Origin of the sequence: Pseudomonas luteola NBRC 103146, from assembly GCF_002091675.1 — a bacterium.
Lineage (GTDB): Bacteria > Pseudomonadota > Gammaproteobacteria > Pseudomonadales > Pseudomonadaceae > Chryseomonas > Chryseomonas luteola.
Map to the genome: position 1 here is coordinate 254,862 of NZ_BDAE01000002.1, position 22,511 is coordinate 277,372.

The window sequence follows — 22,511 nt, forward strand, 5'->3', positions numbered from 1 at the left end:
GGCCTTGCTATTTCTCAGGTATTACCGGTCCTCATAACAAACACAACATCGGGAGAACCACCATGCGTTACGCAGCCCCTGGCAGCCAAGGTGCTCTGATCACCCTGCAATCCCGTTACGGCAATTACATCGGCGGCGAATTCGTACCGCCGGTCAAGGGCCAATATTTCACCAATACCTCGCCGGTCAATGGCTCTGTCATTGGCGAGTTTCCCCGTTCCTCTGCTGAAGATATCGAAAAAGCGTTGGATGCTGCCCATGCGGCGGCAGATGCCTGGGGCAAGACGTCAGTACAGGCGCGCTCGTTGACCCTGCTCAAGATTGCCGACCGCATCGAGCAGAATCTGGAAAAACTGGCCATTGCCGAAACCTGGGACAACGGCAAGGCCGTGCGTGAAACCCTTAATGCCGACGTGCCGCTGGCCGCCGATCATTTCCGCTACTTTGCAGGTTGTATCCGGGCTCAGGAGGGGACGGCGGCCGAAATCGACCAGCATACGGCGGCGTATCACTTCCATGAGCCGCTCGGCGTGGTCGGGCAGATCATTCCCTGGAACTTCCCGCTTCTGATGGCTGCCTGGAAGCTGGCGCCCGCGCTGGCTGCAGGTAACTGTGTGGTACTCAAACCGGCCGAGCAGACGCCGCTCTCCATTACGCTCTTCGTTGAGATGATTGGCGACCTGCTGCCACCCGGTGTGATCAATATCGTGCAGGGCTACGGCAAGGAGGCGGGGGAAGCCCTGGCGACCAGCACACGCATCGCCAAGATTGCCTTTACCGGCTCGACGCCGGTGGGCTCGCATATCCTCAAGTGCGCAGCGGCCAATATCATTCCAAGTACGGTCGAGTTGGGGGGCAAGTCACCCAACATCTATTTCGACGACATCATGGGCGCGGAGCAAAGCTTTATCGAAAAGGCGGCCGAAGGGCTGGTGCTTGGCTTCTTCAACCAGGGAGAGGTGTGCACTTGCCCATCCAGGGCTCTGGTGCAGGAATCTATCTATGAGCCGTTCATGGCGGAAGTCATGAAAAAGGTTGCGCAGATCAAGCGCGGTGATCCGTTGGACACCGATACCATGGTCGGCGCCCAGGCCTCTCAGCAGCAATTCGAAAAGATAGTTTCGTACCTGGAAATCGCGCGTGGCGAAGGGGCCGAATTTTTGACTGGCGGCGCTGTGGAAACCCTGCAGGGCGACCTGGCCAATGGGTATTACATCCAGCCGACCCTGCTCAAGGGCCACAACAAGATGCGGGTATTCCAGGAAGAGATCTTCGGGCCGGTCATCGGTGTGACCACGTTCAAGGACGAGGCCGAAGCGCTTGCCATTGCCAACGATACCGAGTTTGGCCTGGGCGCGGGGGTCTGGACGCGGGATATCAATCGCGCGTATCGCATGGGTCGCGGCATCAAGGCCGGGCGTGTGTGGACCAACTGCTATCACCTCTATCCTGCCCATGCGGCATTCGGTGGCTACAAGAAGTCCGGCATCGGTCGCGAGACCCACAAGATGATTCTGGATCATTATCAGCAGACCAAGAACCTGCTGATCAGCTACGACACGAATCCGCTGGGCTTCTTCTAGGCCCGTCATGGGGGCCGGTGAATCCTCATCGGCCCCTGGGACTGCGGCGTATCTACTCCTGTGAAGGCTCAACCTGAGCCTTCCTTGAGCCAGGTCATCATTTCTGTGCCTTGTTTGCTCCAGGCTTGCAGTATGGAGCGCCGGAACGATTGACCTGTATTTGCCAGCACGACTCCATACGTCATGTATCCATGAGGGATCACGTCATGCCTAAAACAATGAAAGCTGCCATCGTTCGTGAGTTTGGTAAACCGCTGGAAATCGAGGAGGTGGATGTCCCTACCCTAGGCGCAGGACAGGTCCTGGTGAAGATCGAAGCCTCCGGGGTGTGCCATACCGACCTGCATGCCGCCGAAGGCGATTGGCCGGTCAAACCCAATCCGCCCTTCATCCCGGGGCATGAAGGGGTTGGGTATGTGGTCGGGGTGGGTGCTGGCGTCACCCATGTGAAGGAGGGGGATCGGGTCGGTATCCCATGGTTGTACTCCGCCTGTGGTCATTGCGAACACTGCCTCGGGGGTTGGGAAACACTGTGCGAGGATCAGAAGAACACGGGCTACTCGGTCAATGGCGGCTTTGCCGAATATGCCCTGGCTGATGCCGGCTACGTGGGACGGCTGCCGGATAATGTGGGCTTTGTGGAGATTGCGCCGGTGTTGTGTGCCGGGGTGACCGTTTACAAGGGACTCAAGATGACCGAAACCAAGCCCGGGCAGTGGGTAGTGATCTCCGGAATTGGTGGCCTTGGACACATGGCCGTGCAGTATGCCAAGGCCATGGGCATGAACGTGGCCGCAGTCGATGTGGACGATAAGAAGCTGGAACTGGCGCGCCGGCTGGGGGCTGAGGTTACGGTCAACTGCCGTGAGCTGGACCCGGCGGGCTATCTGAAAAAGGAGATCGGCGGCGCCCACGGTGCCCTGGTCACGGCTGTCTCGCCCAAGGCGTTCGAGCAGGCTATCGGCATGACCCGTCGTGGTGGCACCATTGCCCTGAACGGGCTTCCGCCGGGAGAATTCCCATTATCGATCTTCGACATGGTCCTCAACGGCACAACCGTTCGCGGCTCCATCGTCGGGACGCGGCTGGATCTGCAGGAAGCCCTGGAGTTTGCCGGTGAGGGTAAGGTCAAGGCGACGGTTGCAGCCGAACCTCTCGAAAACATTAACGACATCTTTTCCCGGATGCACGAAGGCAAGATCGAAGGACGTATCGTGATCGATATGAGCCTTTCATGATCAGGCCGGTTATCCGCCCTCCGTGTGCAGTCGGGCGGATAACGGCTTAACGTTCCGCTGCCATCTTGACGGCCAGCCCCGCCAACACCGTACCCATCAGCCAGCGCTGGACCACCAGCCATAGCGGCCGACCCGTCAGGAAGGCCGCTATCGAGCCTGCCGTAAAGGCGATCAATCCGTTCACGGTTACGCTGATCAAAATCTGGGTTGCGCCTAGAACGAGGGACTGGGTCAATACGCTTCCAAGCTCAGGCGAGATGAACTGCGGCAGCAGGGACAGGTAGATCACGGCAATCTTGGGATTAAGCAGGTTGGTCACAAAGCCCATGGTGAAGAGTTTGCGTGGACTGTCCTTGGGTAGATCCCTGACCTGAAACGGAGACCGTCCGCCGGGTTTCACGGCCTGCCAGGCCAGATATAGCAGATACAGCGCACCGCCTATCCGCAGCGCATCGTAGGCGAAGGGCACCGCCATCAGCAGAGCAGTGATTCCAAGGGCTGCACAGACCATGTAGAACGCAAAGCCCAGGGCCACGCCGCCAAGGGAAATCATGCCGGCCGTTCGGCCCTGGCAGATGGAGCGGGAAATCAGATAGACCATGTTTGGTCCGGGCGTCAGCGCCATGCCCAGGGTGATAGCCGCAAAGGCGAGCAGATGTGAAAGTTCAGGCATGACGACTCCGTTCAAGACATTGTTTCTAGGCTATCTATATATCATCGGAAAACGTTCAATGGATTGAATAATAAGCCAGCAGGAAAGGGCTAAGCTTAGAGCACTCGCTATATACAACAAGAACAAGGTGAAAGGCCCATGAATGCGCAACAACCCTTTCTCTCTCCATTATCTGCTGTTATTGAGGAGATTCAGGCGTTTCTCGGTGAGCGGATCGTAACCAGTCTCGCGGAGCGTGAGCAGCATGGTCATGGCGAGTCCTACCATGCGACCCGGATGCCTGATGCCGTCTGCTATGCACATAGCACCGAAGAAGTCTCCCGCATCGTCAAGGTCTGCGCCCACTACGGCGTTCCCATCGTTCCCTTTGGAGGCGGCACCTCGCTGGAAGGGCATGTCTGTGCGCTCAAGGGTGGCATCTGTATAGACCTTAGTCGCATGCAGCGCATCCTGGCGGTTCGCCCGGGCGATCTGGATGCCACGGTTGAAGCCGGAGTGACGCGCCAGCAGCTCAATACCGAACTGCGGGCCACGGGACTCTTCTTTCCCATCGATCCGGGCGGAGAAAGCACCCTGGGCGGCATGGCGGCAACACGTGCCTCCGGGACCAATGCCGTACGCTACGGGACCATGCGGGAGAATGTCCTGTCGCTGACCGTGGTGTTGGCCGATGGCCAGATCATCAAGACGGCCAACCGTGCCCGCAAGTCCTCGGCGGGTTATGACCTGACGCGGCTGTTTGTGGGCTCGGAAGGTACGCTGGGGATCATCACCGAAGTGACCTTAAGGCTCTATGGCATTCCGGAAACCACGTCCGCTGCGGTATGTACCTTTCCCGATGTAGAGAGCGCTGTGACCTCGGTGGTAACGATCATCCAGTACGGTATTCCTGTCGCCCGGGTCGAGCTGCTGGATGCGCGGACTATCATGGCTGTGAACCGCTATTCAAAGATGACGCTGGATGAGCGGCCCACCTTGTTCTTCGAATTTCACGGCTCACCGGCAGGCGTTGCCGAACAAGTAGAGCTGACCCAATCGATCACCGAGGGTAACGGGGCGCTGAACTTTGTCGCTGCGGCCGATGCCGACGCGCGTAACGCGCTTTGGAAGGCCCGTCATAATGTGCACTACGCCATGCAGGCCATGCGGCCGAATGGGCGGGTATGGAGTACCGACGTGTGCGTGCCTATCTCGCAGCTGACGCCCTGTATTACGGAAACTGAAAAAGACGTGCTGGCCGCCTCGTTCTTTATCGCGATGGTTGGACATGTGGGGGACGGTAATTTTCACCTGGGGCTGGTGGTCGATCCGTCCAGTGAGGCTGAACTGGCGGAGGCCGAAGCGCTCAATGAACGGCTGGTGCGCCGCGCCATCGCCCTGGACGGGACCGCCACGGGCGAGCATGGCGTAGGGTCGGGCAAGATCAAGTTCATGACGCTTGAGCATGGCGCCGCAGTGAACACCATGCGCACCCTTAAAATGGCGCTGGACCCCCAGGGAATTCTCAACCCGGGCAAGGTGCTCCCGGACGCCGATGTCTGACTCCTCGGCAAGCAGGCCCGCCTGGAAATAACAGCGGGCCAGCTTTACATACTTTTTTATAGATCGGATTTTTGTATACCCCAGGAAAGACGCAGGGTGTACTTCCTGGGACAGAACAGGATCAGGCGAACCCGCCATTGGCGCGTATGACTTGCGCGTTGATCCAGCTGCCTGCTGGGCTTGCCAGAAACGCCACCACCTCGGCGATGTCCTCAGACGTACCGAGGCGCTCAAGCGGTGTAGCCTGTTCGATCTGCCGGATCTGCTCCTCACTTTTGTCATTGAGAAAGAGCTCGGTTGCCACCGGGCCGGGCGCAATGGCATTGACGGTGATGTCCTGGCCGCGCAATTCATTAGCCAATACTCTGACCAAACCTTCAACGCCAGCTTTTGTAGCGATATAGGGGCCGTACGTGGGCAGCGATTTGGCGATCACGCTGCTGGATAGCGCAATGATCCGGCCGCCACGCTCTACCTGCTGCGCCGCCTGGCTCAACACCAGAAACGTGCCGCGCAGGTTGACGGCCATCATCCGGTCAAACGCCTCCAGGTCACCTGCCGAAACAGGAGTATTGGTCATGATACCGGCGCTGTTCACGACTATATCGATCCGTCCGTAGGCTTCCTTGGCCGCCTTGAACAGGGTCTGCACATCTTCCAGGGTGGCAACGTCGCCTCTGACCGCGAGGGCATTACCTCCCAGTGACTCTATTTCAGCCACCAAAGCCTCCGCAGGGCCTCGGCTGTGGGCGTATTGAATGGCAACGGAAAAGCCTGCCTGGGCGAGACGTTTGGCAATGGCGTGTCCGATACCACGGGAAGCGCCGGTAACAATGGCTGTACGGGATGAATGCGGCATGTCCGACTCCTAAAGGCAGGGCCGGAACGTCCAGCCCTTTCATGGCTGTCATTTTTTGCAATTCATTGGCATTGGATAAATGCACAGAACTTGGTAAGACCGTTCAACAGGCACCAACAATGGGCTGAGGCCATGGATAGATTCGAGTCGCTGCGGCTGTTTACCCGTATCGTCGAGCTGGGCAGCTTCACGCAGGCAGCCAATGCCTTAGGTATCCCCCGTGCTACGGCAACCCACGCGGTTAAGGAGCTGGAGAAGCGGTTGGGAACGCGCCTGCTGGAACGTACAACCCGACAGGTCCGCACAACGCTCGATGGTCAGGCCTACTACGAGCGATGCTCTCGTATTCTGGCGGATCTGGAAGAGGCTGAATATTCCCTGAGTGCCATTGCGGCCAATCCGCGCGGCATGCTTCGCGTCGATCTGCACGGCAGTCATGCCACACGAATCATCCTTCCTCGAATCGCCGAATTCCGGCAGCGTTATCCAGACATTGAGTTATCCATCAGCAGCGGTGATCGGTTGGTGGATCTGGTGCGTGAAGGAATCGATTGTGTGGTACGGGCAGGGCATCCCAGGGACTCAACGCTGGTTGCAAAAAGGCTAGCGCTCATGCCTGAGGTGGTCTGTGCAAGCCCTGGCTACTTTGCCCGCTATGGCGTGCCAAAACATCCAGATGAGTTGACCCACCATCAGGCCGTCGGCTTCTTCGCCAGCAGCCACGACATTCGTTACCCCTTTACCTTTCAGGTTGAGGGGCGGGTTATCGAGTGCGATCTTGGCGGTTGGATCTCCGTCAACGATGCCGAGTGCTATACCCGCGCAGCCCTGAGCGGTTGCGGTTTGATTCAGGTGCCTCGCTTTCGGGTGGAAAAATACTTGAAAGCGGGGCGGCTGAAAGCGGTTCTACAAGAGTTTGCTACGCCGGGCCTGCCGGTTTCATTGCTCTATCCCCAACACAGGCAGATATCGCCTCGAGTGAGAGTTTTTGTGGAGTGGCTGACTGACCTGTACCGCGACCGTTTTGACCCGATAACCTGAGCTGGCAGTTGGTTTTATTTGGCTGGATGGATTTCTTGCCAGAGGTGGACCTTGTTGACGAAGGCTTTGCCAATGGAGACCGCCATCGGCTCTACCCCGAACACCTCAAAACCGCAACGTTCATACAGGCGCAGTGCGGTGTGGTTGCCTTCCGTGACGGTAAGCTGTACCAGCCTGATGTCTTCGCGATGTCGGGCATGCTCCAGTACAGCTTGGATCAGATGAAAGCCGATGCCTTGACGGCCAAACCGCTGTGGAACGTACATGCCAAACAGAGTGGCCTTGTGCCTGATCTTTTCTCGAGATTCGAAGGAAAGTCCTGTTACACCCAGCAGCTGATCCTTGTCGAATGCGCCAAATACCGCATCGCTTTCCAGCCGGGATCGCCACCAGTCCAACGGTAGCACCGCGCGCTCCGCCTCGCTGGAGGTAAAAGCTTCCGGATGCAAGGCATAAGCCTCAAGCATCAGGGTGCGGTAACTGATTGCATGATCTGGACAAAGACGGTGGATAACCATGATGAACGGTAATAAAAAGTAGTTTATTTAATTATAACCAGCTGCTTTTTTAAAGATCTTAACAAGGTTTTCACATAGTGCTTGGTAATAAGTATTTTATTGATCCTTCATATTGAAAATTTATTCATGGTCCCTGATTTTTAGCCGATAAGTTTGTTTGCCAGAATTCTTTTTGCAGATTAAATATCTGCATCTTTATAGCCCTGCAGTTTGCCTTTTCAGGCAAAGGATGTGTGTATGCTAAGACGCATGAGAATCGCACAACGGACCGTATTATGTTTTGGTCTCATTATTATCCTGCTGTTTGGGCTTGGTGTCTTTTGCCTGCTCCAGATGGCGGAGATCAGAAAGTCCGGCGAGGTCATTCAGAACGAATCGTTACCCAGTCTGGCTTTAGGCGATGAGCTTGGCATTGCACTTGCCCGTTTGCGTACCACAGCACTGCAACTCTATGTATACGACCTGCCGGAAGAGCAAACCAAATATAAGGAGCGATTTTCCAAAATAACGGCTAAGGTCGAGCGCGTCATGGCAGATTACAACAAGGATGCCGATGCGCCGGAAGAAGTTAATGCCATGAAGACGCTAGGCGACTCTTATCAGGTTTATAAAGAAGCCATATATAAAGTTATCTCCCTGATGGAGGCTAAAAAGCCGGAAGAGGCGTTGAAAGTTCTTCGCAGTGTTTCTTCCTACGCAGACGTTATCAATGCGCAGATTGAAGTTCTGGCAAACCATAACCAGAAAGAAGCGCAAGGTGCAGGTAATAATGCCAACAATGCCTACACTCAGGCACGCACCATTGCCATTACAGCCATTACTTTGGCTGTCTTGTTTGGTGCACTGCTTGCCTAGTTTTTTAGCCGTAGCATCATTTTACCAATTCGTTCGGCGGTCAGCGTGGCCCAACAGATTGCGCAAAACGATCTTACGGGGCGTATCGATACCCAAGGTGTAGATGAAGCAGCTCAACTGCTTCAGTCCTTGAACCTCATGCAGGAAAACCTGCGTACAACATTGGGCGAAATCGAGGGTTCTGCCAACCAGCTTGCAGCTGCTGCGGAGGAAATGAGCAACATTACCCAGGAAAGCAAGCGGGATATTCAACAGCAAAACAGTGAACTGGATCTTGCAGCAACGGCCGTAACCGAGATGAGTGCGGCAGTGGATGAGGTAGCCTCCAATGCGGTGGCCACTTCAGAAGAGTCCAAAGCGTCCACCCGTACCGCCGAGCAGGGTCAGGCTCAACTCAGCGAAACCATTGAGTCGATCCAGTCCATGGTGAGCAACGTGCTGGGAGCTTCTCAGCGAGCGGAAGCGTTGGCTGCGCAAACGCAAAACATCAGTAAGGTTCTCGATGTTATTCGTGCTGTGGCTGAGCAGACCAACCTGTTGGCGCTTAACGCAGCGATCGAAGCTGCACGAGCTGGAGATGCCGGACGGGGCTTTGCAGTGGTTGCCGATGAAGTGCGCGCCCTGGCCCACCGGACCGGTGAGTCGACTCGCGAAATCGAGAGCATGATCGGCCAGATTCAGGTCGGTACGCGCGAAACCGTGAGTGCACTGCAAAGCAGTGCCGAGCAGGCTGGGGAGACCATGGATAAGGCGAGCGCTGCTGAACAGGCTCTGCACAGCATTACCTGTGCGGTCATGGGTATTAACGAGCGTAACCTGGTTATCGCAACTGCCGCTGAAGAACAGGCGCAGGTTGCCCGCGAGGTGGATCGCAATCTGGTGCGCATCCGCGATTTGTCCCAGCAGACGGCCTCTGGCGCAGAGCAGACAGGCGTGGCCAGCCATGAATTGTCGCGTCTGGCAACGGACCTCAACGGAATGATCCGGCGGTTCGCTCTGTAACTCAGTCGCCTATCGGCTGTAACTTCTTTTCGCGCAATAAAAAGCGGCTCACAGGAGCCGCTTTTTTCATGCACTATTCCTATAGATCAAGGGTATCGACGGCGCTCAGGCGCTGGCGGGAAGTATTGATACAGCCATGTTTCGCTGAGCGTCCGGTCGTTGGTGCGGATGAACAGGCGCATGTCTACCGGGTCCACGCTATCGCTGGTCGGATACCAGTCAAAGATCACACGATACCCTTTGATGTCCGGTATCCACAGGACGTGGAAGTCCTTCAGCTCACCGCTCGATACCTTGACGACGGGCTCGATTCCGGTGCCTTGGGGAAGGGTCTCAAGACCGCCGCCCACGAAGTCCACCGCAAATCGACGTGCCCAGACGTCTGGGTAGTGCTCGCCCGGTGCCCAGCCTTCTACAAACCCGCCCATGCCAGAGCGCGTCGCATGGACCTGCGCCAGCGGTGTTCTAACCGGTGGCAGAGCGCTCCAGTAGAGCTTGTAACCATAGCGCAGCTCTTTGCCGGCCGTGACAGGTACCTTGGGATTCCAGCAGGCCACAATGTTATCCAGCGTCTCGCCAGTGGTCGGGATTTCCAGCAGATCTATGCTGCCTTCACCCCACTCCGTCGTCGGCTCAACCCACAGGCTTGGGCGGCGGCTGTACCAGTCCACCGTATCTTGATAGCTGGAAAACTCATGGTCGCTCTGCACGAGACCAAAACCCTTGGGGTTTTTGTCTTCGAACGCATTGAACTGAAGCTTGGCGGGGTTATTCAGCGGACGGCACACCCACTCGCCATTACCGCGCCACATGTAGAGGCGGTCGGAGTCGTGGATCTGCGGGTGGATGGTGTCGCACATGCGGCGCTCATGGGTGCCGCAGCTGAACATGCTCGTCATCGGCGCAATACCCAGCTGCTTGATTTCCTTGCGCGCATAGATATTAGCGTCGATTGCCATTACCACCTGCGTGGCGCGGCAGTCGATGTCGAAGCGATATGCACCGGTCGCGCTGGGCGAGTCGAGCAGGGCATAGACTACAAAGCGCGTGCTGTGCGGCTCGGGCGTCTCGAACCAGAACTTGGTGAAGTTCGGGAATTCCTCCACCGTATCCGAGAAGTTATTAATGGCAAGGCCACGGGCAGACAAGCCGTACTGCTTGGTATCGTCCACTGCACGGAAGTAGCTTGCCCCCAGGAACGAGACGATATCGTGCTGCGTCAGCTCGGGTGACTTGAACACCTTGAAGCCGGCGAAGCCCAGGTCACCCTTGAGTTGTGACTTATCGACGCCGCTGTTCTCGTACTTGAACATCTGAGGTCGGAAATGGATTTCCGTGGCCTGCTTTTTCTTGGGATCAACGCTATACATGCGGACCGGCTGTTTGAAGCCCATGCCAACATGGAAGAACTGAACATCGAGCTGACCTTTCAGGTCATGCCAGAGCGACTCGTTGGCATCGTACTGAATGGCGTTGAACTGCTGTGGCGTCATTTTTGCCAGCGTGGGCGGCAACTGCTGAGACGTATCCACATAGGCACTGGCTGCCATCTGCTTGGCCTGATTTTTCAGCAGATCGAACTCGAACGGTTCTACATCCTGGCTGGAGGCGCCAGACAAGGATTGAGCGGCGAATACGGTCGTCGAAGGAAGACCGGTATACGCGGCAAAGGCCAGTGAAGCTTTCAGAAGATCTCTGCGGTGCATACATGAACCTATGTGACTAAGGTGTCGTCAAGCGCTGTGGCAACGGGGCCGGCTCTGTCCGATAACAAAGACCTGTCTCGAATAATCCTCAACGCAGCGGCTGAGGGTAAGAGATGTTTGCGAAGGAGAACAGTTCGATTCTGTTTCGGAAACTGTAAAACACCGCACAAAGCTGTCGATTTGGGTCTGGAATGCCTTTTCAGGGTGTTTCCAAGGGTTGTCTCATCTGTCCCGCTGGGGCAGATGAGACATAGTCCGACACGAATCCTGTCAGGCGCGGCGCAGCAGCATGCGCTCGATGGCGCTCAGCAGCACCCCGTAGAGCGGCAGGAACAGGAGCAGGCTTACGCTGAGCTTGACGGTATAGTCGACCCAGGCAATCTCGACCCAATGTTCGGCCATAAAAGGGTTGTCGCTGTGCCAGAAGGCAATGGAGAAAAAGGCGAAGGTATCAAGCAGATTGCCCAGTATCGTCGAGGCGGTAGGTGCTATCCACCATTGCTGCAGCTGACGCAGACGATCAAAGACATGGATATCTACCAGCTGGCCCAGCACATAGGCAAAAAAGCTTGCTAGCGAGATACGCAGTACAAAGGTATTGAATTGTGCCAAGGCTTCCAGGCCGCGGAATGCGCCTTCCTGGAACAGCACGGAGAGAATGTACGAAACAACCAGCGCCGGTACCATGACCCGGGCAATGACCTGGCGTGCCGGGCCTTTGCCGAGAATCCGCACCGTCAGGTCAGTGGCCAGGAAGATGAACGGAAAGCTGAATGCGCCCCAGGTTGTATGCCAGCCAAACAGGTTGAGCGGCAGCTGGACGAGGTAGTTACTCGCGATGATGATCAGGATATGAAAGCCAATCAGGCCGGCCAGTGCCGAGCGCCTGACGGAAGAGGTCAGTTGCATGATGCATCCTTTTTAGTGGAATGGGGTGAGGGAACCCATGAAGTCGATCTGCTCTTGTGAGCAGGGCGCGCATTCTAAGCGCAGTGCCGGCTAAAACGTAGCGAAATTCATCGGGCGTTATTGACGCACCCAGGAAAAAGCCCACCAGGCGGTGGGCTTTTCAATACACAGCGCTTACAGGCGGAACTGCGCGACCTGCTTGTCCAGCGATTGAGCCAGATGCTGAATGCTCGACGCATTGCGCGAGGCGCCTTCAATAGAATGGCTGTTTGTCTCAGCCATCTGCGCGATGCGTTCCACGTTGCGGGCTACATCCTGGCTGGCAGCAGACTGTTCACGCAGCGCCATGGAGATCTGGTCGACCACGGAAATGATGCGATCTGAGCCACTGCGAATCTCGTCGATAGCCTGGCTGGCCGAGTGAGCCAGTTCCACACCCTGGTTCACCTGAGTCACGCCCACGTTCATGCTGCTGACTGCATCCTGAGTGCTCGCCTGGATCTTCTTGATCATATCGGCGATTTCCTGGGTGGACTTGCCGGTGCGCTGCGCCAGCAGGCGAACTTCGTCTGCAACCACCGCAAAGCCGCGGCCCTGGTCACCCGCGCGGGCGGCCTCGATGGCTGCGTTCAGGGCCAACAGATTGGTCTGCTCGGCAATCTCGCTGATCACGTTCACGATAGAGGTGATCTGATCGGCATGGCGGCCCAGCTCGGAAATCTGTTCAGCCGAGTTCTGCACCGTACCGGCGATCTGCGTCATGCTGTCCAAGGTTTGCTTGATGACATTGCCACCCTCGACGGAGCGCTTGCCGGAATCAGTAGAAATACCATGGGCCTCGTTCGCGCTGGTCGAAACGTGACTGATGCTGACGGTAAGCTCTTCCACAGTAGCAGCCATGGAGGATGCCGAGCTCGATTGATCCCGTGCGGCCACTGCCAGATGTTCCGAAGTGTTGGAGATATCGTGAGCGGCTGTCAGAAGCTGCTCGGCACCGCCCTTGATCTCGGAAATCATTTCTCGCAGGCGCTGCTGCATGGCGCTGAAGGCCTTGAGCAAACTGCCAATTTCGTCTTCCCCGGTGCTGCTGATCTGAGTGTCCAGGCGGCCAGCGGCAATGGCCTGGGCGACTTGGATGACATCATTCAGACGGCGCTTGATGGATGCGGACAGGCTGAAAGCAATGATCAGGGCCGCTACGGCAGCCAGAATTCCACCACCGATAAGCGTCCAGATAGCATTCTGCTCGGCTGACTGCATGGCTTCATTACGCACACCCAGCAGCTTGGATTCATCGTTGCTGAAGTCAGCGATGATCTTGCGCATCTTGTCCATCTTGGCCTTGTCCTGACGGTCGATGATGCGTTGCACCATGTCCTCCATGGAGGAGGCACCTTGTACGACTGCGCGGCGTAGCTGGATGGAACGCTCGATGTCTTCGCTCAGCCACTTCATTTGCGTGGCCTTGAGTTCATCCAGACGGCTTTGTTGGGTCGGGTTATCCGACGTCAGGTTTTTAAGCTTCGTCCAGGTTTGCTCAAACGCTGTTTTCCCTGCGTTGTAGGGTTCCAGAAAGTCGTCCTGACCGCTGAGGGCAAATCCACGCATACCCGTTTCGATGTTGGTCAGGCTAATCAACAGGTTGTTAGCTCCATCAATGGTCTGATAGGTATGAATGTTCCACTTGACCGAATTATCGACCTCGGTAAAGCCGTGGCGGGCTACATACACCAGGATGCAGATGATCGCGATGATAAGCCCAAAGCCTGCACCAAGCTTTTTGGCAATACTTAAATTGGACAACATGGGACGTGCTCCGATAGGAGAAGGCAGTAAAGGTTTCACCTGCTCTGTATCGGTAAAAAAATGAAATATCTTTAGGCTGGACGCACCCTGCGGATAGCGATAAGACGGCGGCCGCTCTAGCGCGGCTATCTAAAGCGCTCCGTTGGTAAGAGGAGCGCTTTGAGCCTTGCGGCCTTATGAAAGGGGTATTCCCAGCTGCTCTTCACAGCGCTTGAGCGAGCGCGCCTGGGTCTCGGCGTACAGGGCCAGCTCATCCAGTACCGACGCGCCCAGTGCCTGCTCGAAGCGGTCCTTACTGGACGCCTCGGCATACTGCGTCTGAGCCTGATCGCCCAGGTTAGACTGGAAAATACCGGCCGCGCTGACCGGCAGAAAGTCCTCATATACCAGCGGTTCATAGTGGATATAACCTGACTGGATCAGGGCATCCAGATCTCTTGGCCCATCCTGGGTAACCGCATCGTCCTTGTCGGTGACGAAGTAACGAAAATAGGCCAGCCCCTGCTTTCTCAAGGATTCATAGCTGTCCGGCAGCTCGGCAAATATGTCGGTCAGTGCCTGCATGTATGCCTGAGCGTTGCTCTCGCTGGGAGCCTGGGTGCGGGCAATGTTCAGGAGCTTGTCGTACAGTGCGCGTCCCTTAGGCGTCAATGCGACACCGCGCTGCTCGATCTCGCCAAAGCGGGCTGTGTGACTGCCGGCAACGGCATTGCCTTGCTCATCGATGAAGGTCACCTTTTCCTGCAATGCCTTGAAGCTCGTCTGGCGAAGCAGAACAGGGCAGCGGCGGGGCGGCGGTCCTTCGATAACTGCCTTGGGCGTAATCCCCCGTGACGGCATGCCTTGCTGGATGGCATCAATATCCAAGGTCCGGGGCGTCAGGTGATTAATGTGCGGCCCCTTGAACGCCACGATATCGGCAATCAGGCGATGCTGGTCGTGCAGTTGTTGATACACCTCGGCGCTGACTGTGGCCTCGCCGTGCCAACGGAAGGTTTCCAAGGCTTCACGCACGAAGGCATCGGCATCGCTTGCGCTCAGCCCGCCTTCGGTCTCGCAGCGGGCGATCAATTCCAGCGCACGTGATGTAAAGATAATGCGCTGCGCCAGAATCGCTGCGGCTTTCTGTTTGAGTGCTTCGTCCTCGATCAGCTCCAGACGGAGCAGAGAGGTAAACACGCGAAAGGGACTCTTTTGCAGCGAAGCCTCATGGACGGCACGAAACGCGGTGGAGTGCACCGGCACGCCTGCTTCGGAAAGATCGTAATAACCCACCGGATACATGCCCATGACTGCGAACAGGCGCCGCAGCGTAGCCAGCTCCTGCGCCGTACCTACACGGATCGCCCCATGGCGCTCCTGATCCAGCCGCTCGATTTCACCCGTCTGGCGCAGCTGCTCTGCCAAGGTCGGATTGTTTGCCAGCGTACGCTGATTGATATCGCTCACCAGCTCCAGCAATGTTCCATACAGGGGCACTTCGGCCTTGTACATGTCGGACATGGCTCGGGAGAACCGGGCGCGAATCTCATCGGGATCGACAAAAGCCTGCGTCGTCATGGCATACCGCTCCTTAGATGGGCCGGACTATAGAGGTATCAGTCCATTCTGCTGGCCGCTTTCCTGCCTTACAAATGACAAAAATTCACCCATTCATTCATAAAGGGAATCAGACAAGCCGCTCAGTCGTGCCGCTTCTCACTGTCCATGTGAGCCAATTGAGCGGCGGGATAGCGTTCTCCTGCCGCGGCGTTGGCGGGAATGGCCTGCTCGATTCTGGCCAGCTCCTCGGCGGTTAGCATGATATCCAGTGCACCCAGCGACTCATGCAAACGTTCACGGGTACGTGCGCCTACCAGCGGGACAATATCTTCACCGCGCGCCAGCACCCAGGCGATTGCCATCTGTGCCGCGGTAACTCCTTTCTCTTGAGCAATGACCTTGAGCGTGTCGGCCAGCTTGAGGTTGGCGTCCAGATTGCTGCCCTGAAAACGCGGGCTGATGGTGCGAAAGTCCTGCTCACCTCCGCGGTCTTTTGACCAGTGACCGCTGATAAGGCCACGTGAGAGCACGCCATAGGCAGTGATCCCGATGCCAAGTTCACGGCAGGTAGGCAGGATGTCCGCTTCGATTCCGCGTGAAATCAGTGAGTATTCGATTTGCAGATCAGCGATAGGGGTAACGGCCGCGGCCCGGCGGATCGTATCGGCCCCGACTTCGGAGAGACCGATATGGCGCACATAGCCTGCCTTGACCATTTCGGCGATGGCGCCCACGGTATCTTCGATAGGAACGTCTGGATCGAGGCGGGCAATACGGTAGATATCCACATGATCCGTATTCAGGCGTTTGAGCGTTTACGCCAGGAAATTCCGGATAGCCTTGGGGCGACCGTCGTAACCCATCCAAGCCCCGTCTGGCCCTCGCAGGGCACCGAACTTTACGCTGATCGTTACTGCCTCCCGGCGATCCCTGAGCGCTTCGGCAATCAACAGCTCGTTATGGCCCATGCCGTAGAAATCACCGGTGTCGAGCAGGTTGACGCCCGCTTCCAGCGCCGCGTGGATCGTGGCAATGCTTTCGGTACGGTCCGCCGGACCGTACAGGTCCGACATGCCCATGCATCCTAGTCCGAGCGCTGATACCTGGGGGCCGGTCTTGCCGAGCGTGCGTGTAAGCATGGCGAAAGCTCCTAAAAGAAGGCGTTCACCATAGACCGGTCCCTGGCCGCATCTACGCCCTGGGAGCGCAGCATTAACTTGGCTAATCGCTCACTCAGTGATGAGCGGCTTCTTCCTCGACTCGTGCCGCACGCTCTGAAGAACGTACGGCCGGTGTGGCGGCCAGCTTGTCATCCAGCTCTTCCAGCTTGAATTCGACGTCTTTGAGTTGCGTGTTGATGGCGACCAATTGGTCTTCCAGCAGGCGAGCACGCGCCAGTGTTTCCCTGATGATTTTAAATGACGGGATTCCTACGACGACGATAAGAATCAAGGCAATGATCGAGGCGATGCTCATGGGTGGGGTCCTTTTATCGGCAGTCATCAAACTGCGGCATTCCATTACCAGGGGCTTTCCCGCATGAGTCTCGGAAAGTATGGCGAGTCGATACCGCGTCTGGTCTCGGCTACGCTTTTAAAGGCGCGCCGATCCGTGGTTAAGGGCGAGATGATGCTCTAATGCCATCAACTCCCGCTGTGACAGTGCAAATAATGTTTTGCTCCTCAATGCAACCGCATTCGCAGACAAAAGGTCGCCGTCGCGGTATGGATTCGTGTGGAAAAACAGGTTCGGGCTGCGTACCAGACACGCTGGCGCAAGGTCTGGTGGTGGAACCACGACAGCGGCCTGCAAGTCACACCCGCAGGCGCCCCAGATGCTCTGCAGGCGGCTGGCGCAGTTGATCTGCCAAAGGAAAAACAATGACTCCATCCCTAAAGAAACTGATAACCCTAGGGCTGCTCATGGCGCCTCTGGGTGCCTTCGCTCAACCCGGCGCGTTGACTGAGGTAGGCATCGACAGTGGCCGCTTGAAAGGCAGCCAGTCGGGCGATGTCATCTCCTTCAAAGGCATTCCCTTTACGGCCCCGCCGGTGGGTGAGAACCGGTGGCGTGCGCCTCAGCGCGTGAAACCCTGGCGCGGTGTACGCGAAGCCACAGCCTATGGCGCTGACTGTATGCAAAAGCCGATCGCCAGCGACGCGGCCCCGCTGGGAGCAGAGCCTTCCGAGGATTGCCTGTACCTCAACGTCTGGCGTCCGGCGCAGGAGACGGCAAACCGCAAGGCCACGCTGCCGGTTGTCGTCTGGATTTATGGCGGTGGCTACGTCAATGGCGGTGCTTCGCCGTCGGTCTATGACGGTAGCGCTTTTGCCCGCGATGGCGTGGTCTTTGTCAGTTTCAACTACCGGATCGGCCGCTTCGGCTTTTTCGCCCATCCTGCGCTGACGGCTGCAAAAGAAGGTCCGCTGGGCAACTATGGCTATATGGATCAGATCGCTGCGCTGCAATGGGTGAAGCGCAACATCCGTCAGTTCGGCGGTGACCCAAACAACGTTACCGTCATGGGTGAGTCTGCTGGCGGCGGCTCGGTGCTCAATATCACCACCACGCCACTGACGCGGGGGCTGTTTGACCGTGCCATCGTCATGTCAGGGGGCGGACGTTCCTTGATGGGTGAGCTGCATGAGATCAGCCGCGACTTGCCCGGGAATCCCTCCGCCGAGACCATCGGCAAGAATTTCGCCCGCAGTGTTGGTGTTGAAGGCACTGGTTCTAAGGCATTGAAGGCGCTGCGTGAATTGCCGGCCAGCCGTGTGCTGGGCGACCTGAACATGATGACCATGGGCAGCAATGCCTCTACTTACGTGGGCGGACCGGTACTCGACGGGCGGGTCGTGGTGGGTACACCGGAGCAGGTCTACAGCGCCGGTCAGGAAAACAAGGTGCCCATGCTGATCGGTTCGACCAGCGCCGATCTTGGCTTTAATACGGCCAAGACAATGGAAGAGCTGTTCGCACCGTTTGGGCGTGAAGCAGAGCGGGCCCGTCAGTTATACGACCCGGAAAATACAGGCGATGTGCAGGCGGTAGGGGCCGCAGTTGCTATGGACCGGATGATGACGGAGCCGGCTCGTTTCGTTGCCAGCAAGATCTCCCAGCATGATCGCCAGGCATTTCTTTATCGCTTCTCCTACGTCGCCGATTCGCTGCGCAGTGAGACCAAAGGGGCGCAGCATGCCAGCGAAATTCCCTATTTCTTCAAAACGCTGGAAGCGCGATATGGCGACAAGGTAACGGACAAGGATCAGGACATGGCAAACGAGGCCCATGCCATCTTTGTTAATTTCATCAAGACGGGTAATCCCAACGGTACAAATGTGGCGCGCTGGCTGCCGTTCAACCGTGAGGGCAATCTGGTCATGGATTTCGCGGCCGATGAAGGTCCGGTTCTTAAAGAGGACCCCTGGAAAGAGCGCCTCGACCTGATCGAGAAAACTCAGCACGCCAAACCGTAAGCTATTCGTCGAGCCGGTCATGGCCGGCTCGACATGCCTGTTTTCCCTGTTTTTCTCTCTCTGGCAACCCATCCGCCATCACACTTCGCAGATTGACAACCGTGCCAATTCTTCTCATAGTTTTGCCACGCAAACGTTTGCGCCATAACAAAGACAACAATGGAGTGCACCATGAACGCATCCCGCCCTATGCGGCTTCTCGCTGCTGCTGTTCTGTTTTCCACGACTTCCGCTTTTCTGCCCTTGTCCGCGGCTTATGCTCAGGATGCGGATAAACCCAAGGTCGCGCTGGTGATGAAGTCTCTCGCCAACGAGTTCTTCCGCACCATGGAAGACGGTGCCAAGGGTTATCAAAAAGAGCATTCTGACCAGTTCGATCTGATCTCCAATGGCATCAAGGACGAAACCGACACGTCCAGCCAGATTCGTATTGTCGAGCAGATGATCGTGTCCCAGGTCGATGCCATCGTCATCGCACCGGCAGATTCCAAGGCGTTGGTGCCCGTCATCAAGAAAGCCATGGATGCAGGCATCAAGGTCGTAAACATCGACAACCGTCTGGATCAGGACGTACTCAAGAGCAAGCAGCTTGACGTGCCCTTCGTAGGCCCGGACAACCGCAAGGGTGCCCGTCTGGTAGGTGAGTACCTGGCCAAGCAGCTCAAGGCTGGTGACGAAGTTGGCATCATCGAGGGCGTTTCCACTACCTTCAATGCCCAGCAGCGCACCGCTGGCTTCAAGGACGCTATGGAAGCGGCCAACATGAAGATCGTGGGTGTCCAGTCCGGCTCCTGGGAGATCGACAAGGGCAACGCCGTGGCCTCTGCCATGATGAACGAACATCCCAATCTGAAGGCGCTGCTGGCTGGTAATGACAGCATGGCCCTGGGCGCTGTTTCTGCCGTTCGCGCTGCGGGCAAAAAGGGCGAAGTATTGGTAGTGGGTTACGACAACATCAATGCCATCAAGCCCATGCTCAAGGACGGCCGCGTTCTGGCTACGGCTGACCAGTACGCCAGCAAGCAGGCGGTCTTTGGTATCGACGCTGCGCTCAAGCTGGTCAAGGGTGAGTCCACCGGTGCTGTCGACGGTGTGATCGAAACGCCTGTCGAGCTGGTAACCAAGCCGTAATTCATCCTTACCCGCCGGGCTTTGGCGCGGAGTCGATCGTATTCGCCTTTGCACCGGAGTCTTGCGGGGCACCTGAGTTTTAAAGGAGACCGTCATGTCGGGCAGGCCAGTCCTTTCCATTACCGGCATCGGCAAGACCTATGCGCAACCCGTTCTGGGAGAAGTCAGCCTTGAGCTGTATCCCGGCGAGGTGTTGGCGCTGACAGGTGAGAACGGCGCCGGCAAGAGTACGTTGTCCAAGATCATCGCGGGGCTGACTCCGCCCACGACCGGGCAGATGACCTTTCTCGATCAGCCCTACACCCCCGGTAGCCGCACCGAGGCCGAGCGCCTGGGCGTGCGCATGGTTATGCAGGAGCTCAACCTGCTGCCGACCCTGACCGTTGCCGAAAACCTGTTTCTCGATAACCTGCCCAGTCGGGGCGGGTGGATTTCCCGCGGGAGGTTGCGTGAGCAGGCACGGCTGGCCATGGCGCAGGTCGGGCTGGATGCTATTGATCCGGATACCCTGGTCTCTGATCTGGGGGTCGGCCACCAGCAGATGGTCGAGATCGCCCGTAATCTGATCGGTGACTGCCGCATCCTGATTCTCGACGAGCCTACCGCCATGCTGACGGCGCGCGAGGTCGACCTGTTGTTCGAGCAGATCGAGCGCCTGCAGGCCCGTGGTGTCGCCATCGTCTACATCTCCCACCGCCTGGAAGAACTCAAGCGCATCTCCCAGCGGATCGCGGTTCTACGCGATGGCCGGTTGGTCGCCGCCGAGTCCATTAGCCGTTACAACACCGATCAGCTGGTAGCGCTGATGGTGGGACGTGAGCTGGGTGAGCATATTGACCTGGGCGAGCGCCACATTGGCGCGCCGATACTGAAAGTGGACAAGCTGAGCCGTGCCGGCAAGGTCTGCGATGTATCGTTCGAGGTTCGCGCTGGAGAGATTCTCGGTATTTCCGGCTTGATCGGCGCGGGTCGTACCGAATTGCTGCGGCTCATCTACGGCGCCGACCGGGCCGATAGCGGGCGTGTTTTTGTGGGTAATCCGCTGCGTGAAGTCAACGTCAGCTCGCCAGCCGAGGCGGTACGCAATGGCATCGCCCTGATCACCGAAGATCGCAAGGGGGAGGGGCTGTTACTCACCCAGTCCATCTGCGCGAATCTGGCGCTGGGCAATATGCCTGCCGTTGCCAAGCGCGGCGTGGTTCAGTCTGCGTCCGAACTTGCGTTGGCTGAGCGGCAGATCAAGGCCATGCGCATTCGCAGCTCCAGCCCCCATCAGCCGGTGGGTGAGCTTTCCGGCGGTAATCAGCAGAAGGTCGTAATCGGCCGCTGGCTGGAGCGTGATTGTCAGGTGCTGTTGTTCGATGAGCCTACCCGGGGCATCGACATCGGCGCCAAGTTCGATATCTACGGCTTACTGGGCGAACTGACCCGGCAGGGCAAGGGGCTCGTTGTCGTGTCCAGTGACCTGCGTGAGCTGATGTTGATCTGCGATCGGATTGCCGTGTTGTCTGCCGGCCGTCTCATGGAAACCTTTGACCGTAACGATTGGAGCCAGGATCGCCTCCTGGCCGCCGCCTTTGCCGGATACAGCAGCCGTGAAGCGATGCTGGGCGAAGCGGTTTCTCCCATACAGGAACTCTCCGTATGAACACTACCGTAACTCCGGCCGCGCCCAAGCGCAGCAGCAGTGTGTCTGGCCTGGGCACCTACCTGGGACTGGCCGGTGCCTTGCTGGCCATGATCGTGCTGTTCTCCGCCATGAGCAGCCATTTCCTGTCCTATAACACCTTCACCACTCTGGCCAACCAGATTCCGGACCTGATGGTGCTGTCGGTGGGCATGACGCTGATCCTCATCATCGGTGGGATCGACTTGTCCGTAGGTTCGGTGCTGGCACTGGCGGCCTCGGTCGTTAGCGTGGCTACGCTCAACTGGGGGTGGGGTATCTTCCCGGCAGCGGCCCTAGGTATGGTTTGCGCAGCCTTGGCAGGCACCGTGACGGGCAGCGTAACCGTGGCATGGCGGATTCCTTCATTTATCGTCTCCCTGGGTGTGCTGGAAATGGCGCGGGGACTGGCCTACCAATTAACGGATTCGCGCACGGCCTACATCGGTGACGCCTATGGTTGGCTGTCCACGCCGTTCGCCTTTGGGATTTCGCCTTCCTTTATCATCGCGCTGCTGGTGATTGCCGTTGCCCATGCCTTGCTGACGCGCAGCGTGTTTGGCCGCTATCTCGTCGCCATCGGCACCAACGAAGAAGCAGTGCGCCTGGCGGGTATCAACCCCAAGCCTTACAAAATCCTGGTTTTTGCTCTGATGGGCCTGCTGGCAGGGTTGGCCGCGTTGTTTCAGGTGTCCCGTTTGGAAGCGGCTGACCCCAACGCCGGCGCCGGGCTTGAATTGCAGGTCATCGCGGCGGTGGTGATCGGCGGAACGAGCCTCATGGGCGGACGCGGTTCGGTCATCAGCACGTTCTTTGGTGTGCTGATCATTTCCGTGCTGGCCGCCGGGCTTGCACAGATTGGCGCCAGCGAGCCGACCAAACGCATCATTACCGGTGCGGTGATCGTGGTGGCCGTGGTGCTGGACACCTACCGCAGCCATCGCGCCAAGCGCCGAGGCTAACC

The 22,511-nt window shown here is 57.5% G+C and carries 18 protein-coding genes and 2 pseudogenes; 11 read left to right on the plus strand and 9 right to left on the minus strand.

The window, feature by feature from the left end; all coding sequences use genetic code 11:
* Nucleotides 1-62 precede the first annotated feature (62 nt).
* Both exaC and adhP read left to right on the plus strand, forming a co-directional pair.
* Nucleotides 63-1,583, plus strand: a complete 1,521-nt coding sequence (exaC, locus tag PLU01S_RS03515; RefSeq protein ID WP_074822141.1) for an acetaldehyde dehydrogenase ExaC — start codon at nt 63-65, stop codon at nt 1,581-1,583.
* 206 nt (nt 1,584-1,789) lie between these two features.
* Nucleotides 1,790-2,821, plus strand: coding sequence for an alcohol dehydrogenase AdhP (adhP, locus tag PLU01S_RS03520; protein ID WP_074822143.1), 1,032 nt, complete (start codon nt 1,790-1,792; stop codon nt 2,819-2,821).
* Between the two features lie 46 nt (nt 2,822-2,867).
* Here the strand turns inward: adhP and PLU01S_RS03525 are convergent, their stop codons facing one another.
* Entirely contained in the window at nt 2,868-3,494 is a 627-nt protein-coding gene (locus tag PLU01S_RS03525) for a LysE family translocator (protein WP_074822146.1), read from the minus strand.
* A 138-nt stretch (nt 3,495-3,632) separates the two neighbouring features.
* On the opposite strand from PLU01S_RS03525, the gene PLU01S_RS03530 reads away from it, so the two are divergent.
* Entirely contained in the window at nt 3,633-5,036 is a 1,404-nt protein-coding gene (locus PLU01S_RS03530; protein WP_074822148.1) for an FAD-binding oxidoreductase, read from the plus strand.
* Between the two features lie 121 nt (nt 5,037-5,157).
* Here PLU01S_RS03530 and PLU01S_RS03535 read toward each other — a convergent pair whose 3' ends face one another.
* Nucleotides 5,158-5,895, minus strand: coding sequence for an SDR family oxidoreductase (locus PLU01S_RS03535; protein WP_074822151.1), 738 nt, complete (start codon nt 5,893-5,895; stop codon nt 5,158-5,160).
* 132 nt (nt 5,896-6,027) lie between these two features.
* On the opposite strand from PLU01S_RS03535, the gene PLU01S_RS03540 reads away from it, so the two are divergent.
* Complete coding sequence (locus PLU01S_RS03540; RefSeq protein WP_074822153.1) at nt 6,028-6,936, plus strand: LysR family transcriptional regulator; 909 nt, start codon at nt 6,028-6,030, stop codon at nt 6,934-6,936.
* Nucleotides 6,937-6,950: 14 nt separating this feature from the next.
* Here PLU01S_RS03540 and PLU01S_RS03545 read toward each other — a convergent pair whose 3' ends face one another.
* On the minus strand, nt 6,951-7,454 hold the full coding sequence (locus tag PLU01S_RS03545; protein ID WP_074822156.1) for a GNAT family N-acetyltransferase: 504 nt from the start codon (nt 7,452-7,454) through the stop codon (nt 6,951-6,953).
* Nucleotides 7,455-7,691: 237 nt separating this feature from the next.
* Here PLU01S_RS03545 and PLU01S_RS26100 point away from each other — a divergent pair, with 237 nt between their 5' ends.
* Together PLU01S_RS26100 and PLU01S_RS26105 are read left to right on the plus strand one after the other, a co-directional pair.
* Nucleotides 7,692-8,309, plus strand: a complete 618-nt coding sequence (locus PLU01S_RS26100) for an MCP four helix bundle domain-containing protein (RefSeq protein ID WP_233432112.1) — start codon at nt 7,692-7,694, stop codon at nt 8,307-8,309.
* A 12-nt stretch (nt 8,310-8,321) separates the two neighbouring features.
* Nucleotides 8,322-9,311, plus strand: a pseudogene (locus PLU01S_RS26105) (methyl-accepting chemotaxis protein); the annotation flags it as partial.
* 86 nt (nt 9,312-9,397) lie between these two features.
* On the opposite strand, the gene PLU01S_RS03555 reads toward PLU01S_RS26105, so the two are convergent.
* From PLU01S_RS03555 to PLU01S_RS03580, 6 genes and pseudogenes are all read right to left on the minus strand, one after another.
* Nucleotides 9,398-11,017 carry a glucan biosynthesis protein D gene (locus PLU01S_RS03555; protein ID WP_074822159.1) on the minus strand — a complete coding sequence of 540 codons (1,620 nt, stop codon included), beginning with the start codon at nt 11,015-11,017 and terminating at the stop codon, nt 9,398-9,400.
* 270 nt (nt 11,018-11,287) lie between these two features.
* Complete coding sequence (locus PLU01S_RS03560; RefSeq protein ID WP_074822161.1) at nt 11,288-11,926, minus strand: 7-cyano-7-deazaguanine/7-aminomethyl-7-deazaguanine transporter; 639 nt, start codon at nt 11,924-11,926, stop codon at nt 11,288-11,290.
* Between the two features lie 174 nt (nt 11,927-12,100).
* Entirely contained in the window at nt 12,101-13,732 is a 1,632-nt protein-coding gene (locus PLU01S_RS03565) for a methyl-accepting chemotaxis protein (protein ID WP_074822167.1), read from the minus strand.
* A gap of 174 nt (nt 13,733-13,906) precedes the next feature.
* Nucleotides 13,907-15,292, minus strand: coding sequence for a 2-oxoadipate dioxygenase/decarboxylase HglS (gene hglS, locus PLU01S_RS03570; RefSeq protein ID WP_074822168.1), 1,386 nt, complete (start codon nt 15,290-15,292; stop codon nt 13,907-13,909).
* A 122-nt stretch (nt 15,293-15,414) separates the two neighbouring features.
* Nucleotides 15,415-16,413: pseudogene (locus PLU01S_RS03575) on the minus strand (aldo/keto reductase).
* 94 nt (nt 16,414-16,507) lie between these two features.
* Complete coding sequence (locus PLU01S_RS03580) at nt 16,508-16,750, minus strand: hypothetical protein (RefSeq protein WP_074822172.1); 243 nt, start codon at nt 16,748-16,750, stop codon at nt 16,508-16,510.
* Between the two features lie 258 nt (nt 16,751-17,008).
* Between PLU01S_RS03580 and PLU01S_RS25630 the strand changes: the two genes are divergently transcribed.
* The 5 genes from PLU01S_RS25630 to PLU01S_RS03600 all read left to right on the plus strand — a co-directional run bounded on the left by PLU01S_RS25630 (nt 17,009) and on the right by PLU01S_RS03600 (nt 22,509).
* Nucleotides 17,009-17,158: a hypothetical protein gene (locus PLU01S_RS25630; protein WP_159435092.1), complete on the plus strand. Its 150-nt coding sequence runs from the start codon at nt 17,009-17,011 to the stop codon at nt 17,156-17,158.
* The gene (locus PLU01S_RS03585) at nt 17,155-18,750 is read left to right on the plus strand and encodes a carboxylesterase/lipase family protein (RefSeq protein WP_083397830.1); all 1,596 of its coding nucleotides are present in this window, start codon (nt 17,155-17,157) and stop codon (nt 18,748-18,750) included. Before PLU01S_RS25630 ends, PLU01S_RS03585 begins: the two co-directional genes overlap by 4 nt.
* A gap of 171 nt (nt 18,751-18,921) precedes the next feature.
* The gene (locus PLU01S_RS03590) at nt 18,922-19,881 is read left to right on the plus strand and encodes a sugar ABC transporter substrate-binding protein (RefSeq protein ID WP_019365991.1); all 960 of its coding nucleotides are present in this window, start codon (nt 18,922-18,924) and stop codon (nt 19,879-19,881) included.
* A gap of 94 nt (nt 19,882-19,975) precedes the next feature.
* Nucleotides 19,976-21,529 carry a sugar ABC transporter ATP-binding protein gene (locus PLU01S_RS03595; protein ID WP_074822175.1) on the plus strand — a complete coding sequence of 518 codons (1,554 nt, stop codon included), beginning with the start codon at nt 19,976-19,978 and terminating at the stop codon, nt 21,527-21,529.
* On the plus strand, nt 21,526-22,509 hold the full coding sequence (locus PLU01S_RS03600) for an ABC transporter permease (protein ID WP_019365989.1): 984 nt from the start codon (nt 21,526-21,528) through the stop codon (nt 22,507-22,509). The genes PLU01S_RS03595 and PLU01S_RS03600 overlap by 4 nt, the downstream gene beginning before the upstream one ends.
* The last annotated feature ends 2 nt before the right edge of the window (nt 22,510-22,511 follow it).

Excerpts from the sequence above, each read along its gene's own strand:
- exaC (WP_074822141.1), top strand. The coding sequence starts at position 63 with ATGCGTTACGCAGCCCCTGGCAGCCAAGGTGCTCTGATCACCCTGCAA.
- adhP (WP_074822143.1), top strand. The coding sequence starts at position 1,790 with ATGCCTAAAACAATGAAAGCTGCCATCGTTCGTGAGTTTGGTAAACCG.
- PLU01S_RS03525 (WP_074822146.1), bottom strand. The coding sequence starts at position 3,494 with ATGCCTGAACTTTCACATCTGCTCGCCTTTGCGGCTATCACCCTGGGC.
- PLU01S_RS03530 (WP_074822148.1), top strand. The coding sequence starts at position 3,633 with ATGAATGCGCAACAACCCTTTCTCTCTCCATTATCTGCTGTTATTGAG.
- PLU01S_RS03535 (WP_074822151.1), bottom strand. The coding sequence starts at position 5,895 with ATGCCGCATTCATCCCGTACAGCCATTGTTACCGGCGCTTCCCGTGGT.
- PLU01S_RS03540 (WP_074822153.1), top strand. The coding sequence starts at position 6,028 with ATGGATAGATTCGAGTCGCTGCGGCTGTTTACCCGTATCGTCGAGCTG.
- PLU01S_RS03545 (WP_074822156.1), bottom strand. The coding sequence starts at position 7,454 with ATGGTTATCCACCGTCTTTGTCCAGATCATGCAATCAGTTACCGCACC.
- PLU01S_RS26100 (WP_233432112.1), top strand. The coding sequence starts at position 7,692 with ATGCTAAGACGCATGAGAATCGCACAACGGACCGTATTATGTTTTGGT.
- PLU01S_RS03555 (WP_074822159.1), bottom strand. The coding sequence starts at position 11,017 with ATGCACCGCAGAGATCTTCTGAAAGCTTCACTGGCCTTTGCCGCGTAT.
- PLU01S_RS03560 (WP_074822161.1), bottom strand. The coding sequence starts at position 11,926 with ATGCAACTGACCTCTTCCGTCAGGCGCTCGGCACTGGCCGGCCTGATT.
- PLU01S_RS03565 (WP_074822167.1), bottom strand. The coding sequence starts at position 13,732 with ATGTTGTCCAATTTAAGTATTGCCAAAAAGCTTGGTGCAGGCTTTGGG.
- hglS (WP_074822168.1), bottom strand. The coding sequence starts at position 15,292 with ATGACGACGCAGGCTTTTGTCGATCCCGATGAGATTCGCGCCCGGTTC.
- PLU01S_RS03580 (WP_074822172.1), bottom strand. The coding sequence starts at position 16,750 with ATGAGCATCGCCTCGATCATTGCCTTGATTCTTATCGTCGTCGTAGGA.
- PLU01S_RS03585 (WP_083397830.1), top strand. The coding sequence starts at position 17,155 with ATGACTCCATCCCTAAAGAAACTGATAACCCTAGGGCTGCTCATGGCG.
- PLU01S_RS03590 (WP_019365991.1), top strand. The coding sequence starts at position 18,922 with ATGAACGCATCCCGCCCTATGCGGCTTCTCGCTGCTGCTGTTCTGTTT.
- PLU01S_RS03595 (WP_074822175.1), top strand. The coding sequence starts at position 19,976 with ATGTCGGGCAGGCCAGTCCTTTCCATTACCGGCATCGGCAAGACCTAT.
- PLU01S_RS03600 (WP_019365989.1), top strand. The coding sequence starts at position 21,526 with ATGAACACTACCGTAACTCCGGCCGCGCCCAAGCGCAGCAGCAGTGTG.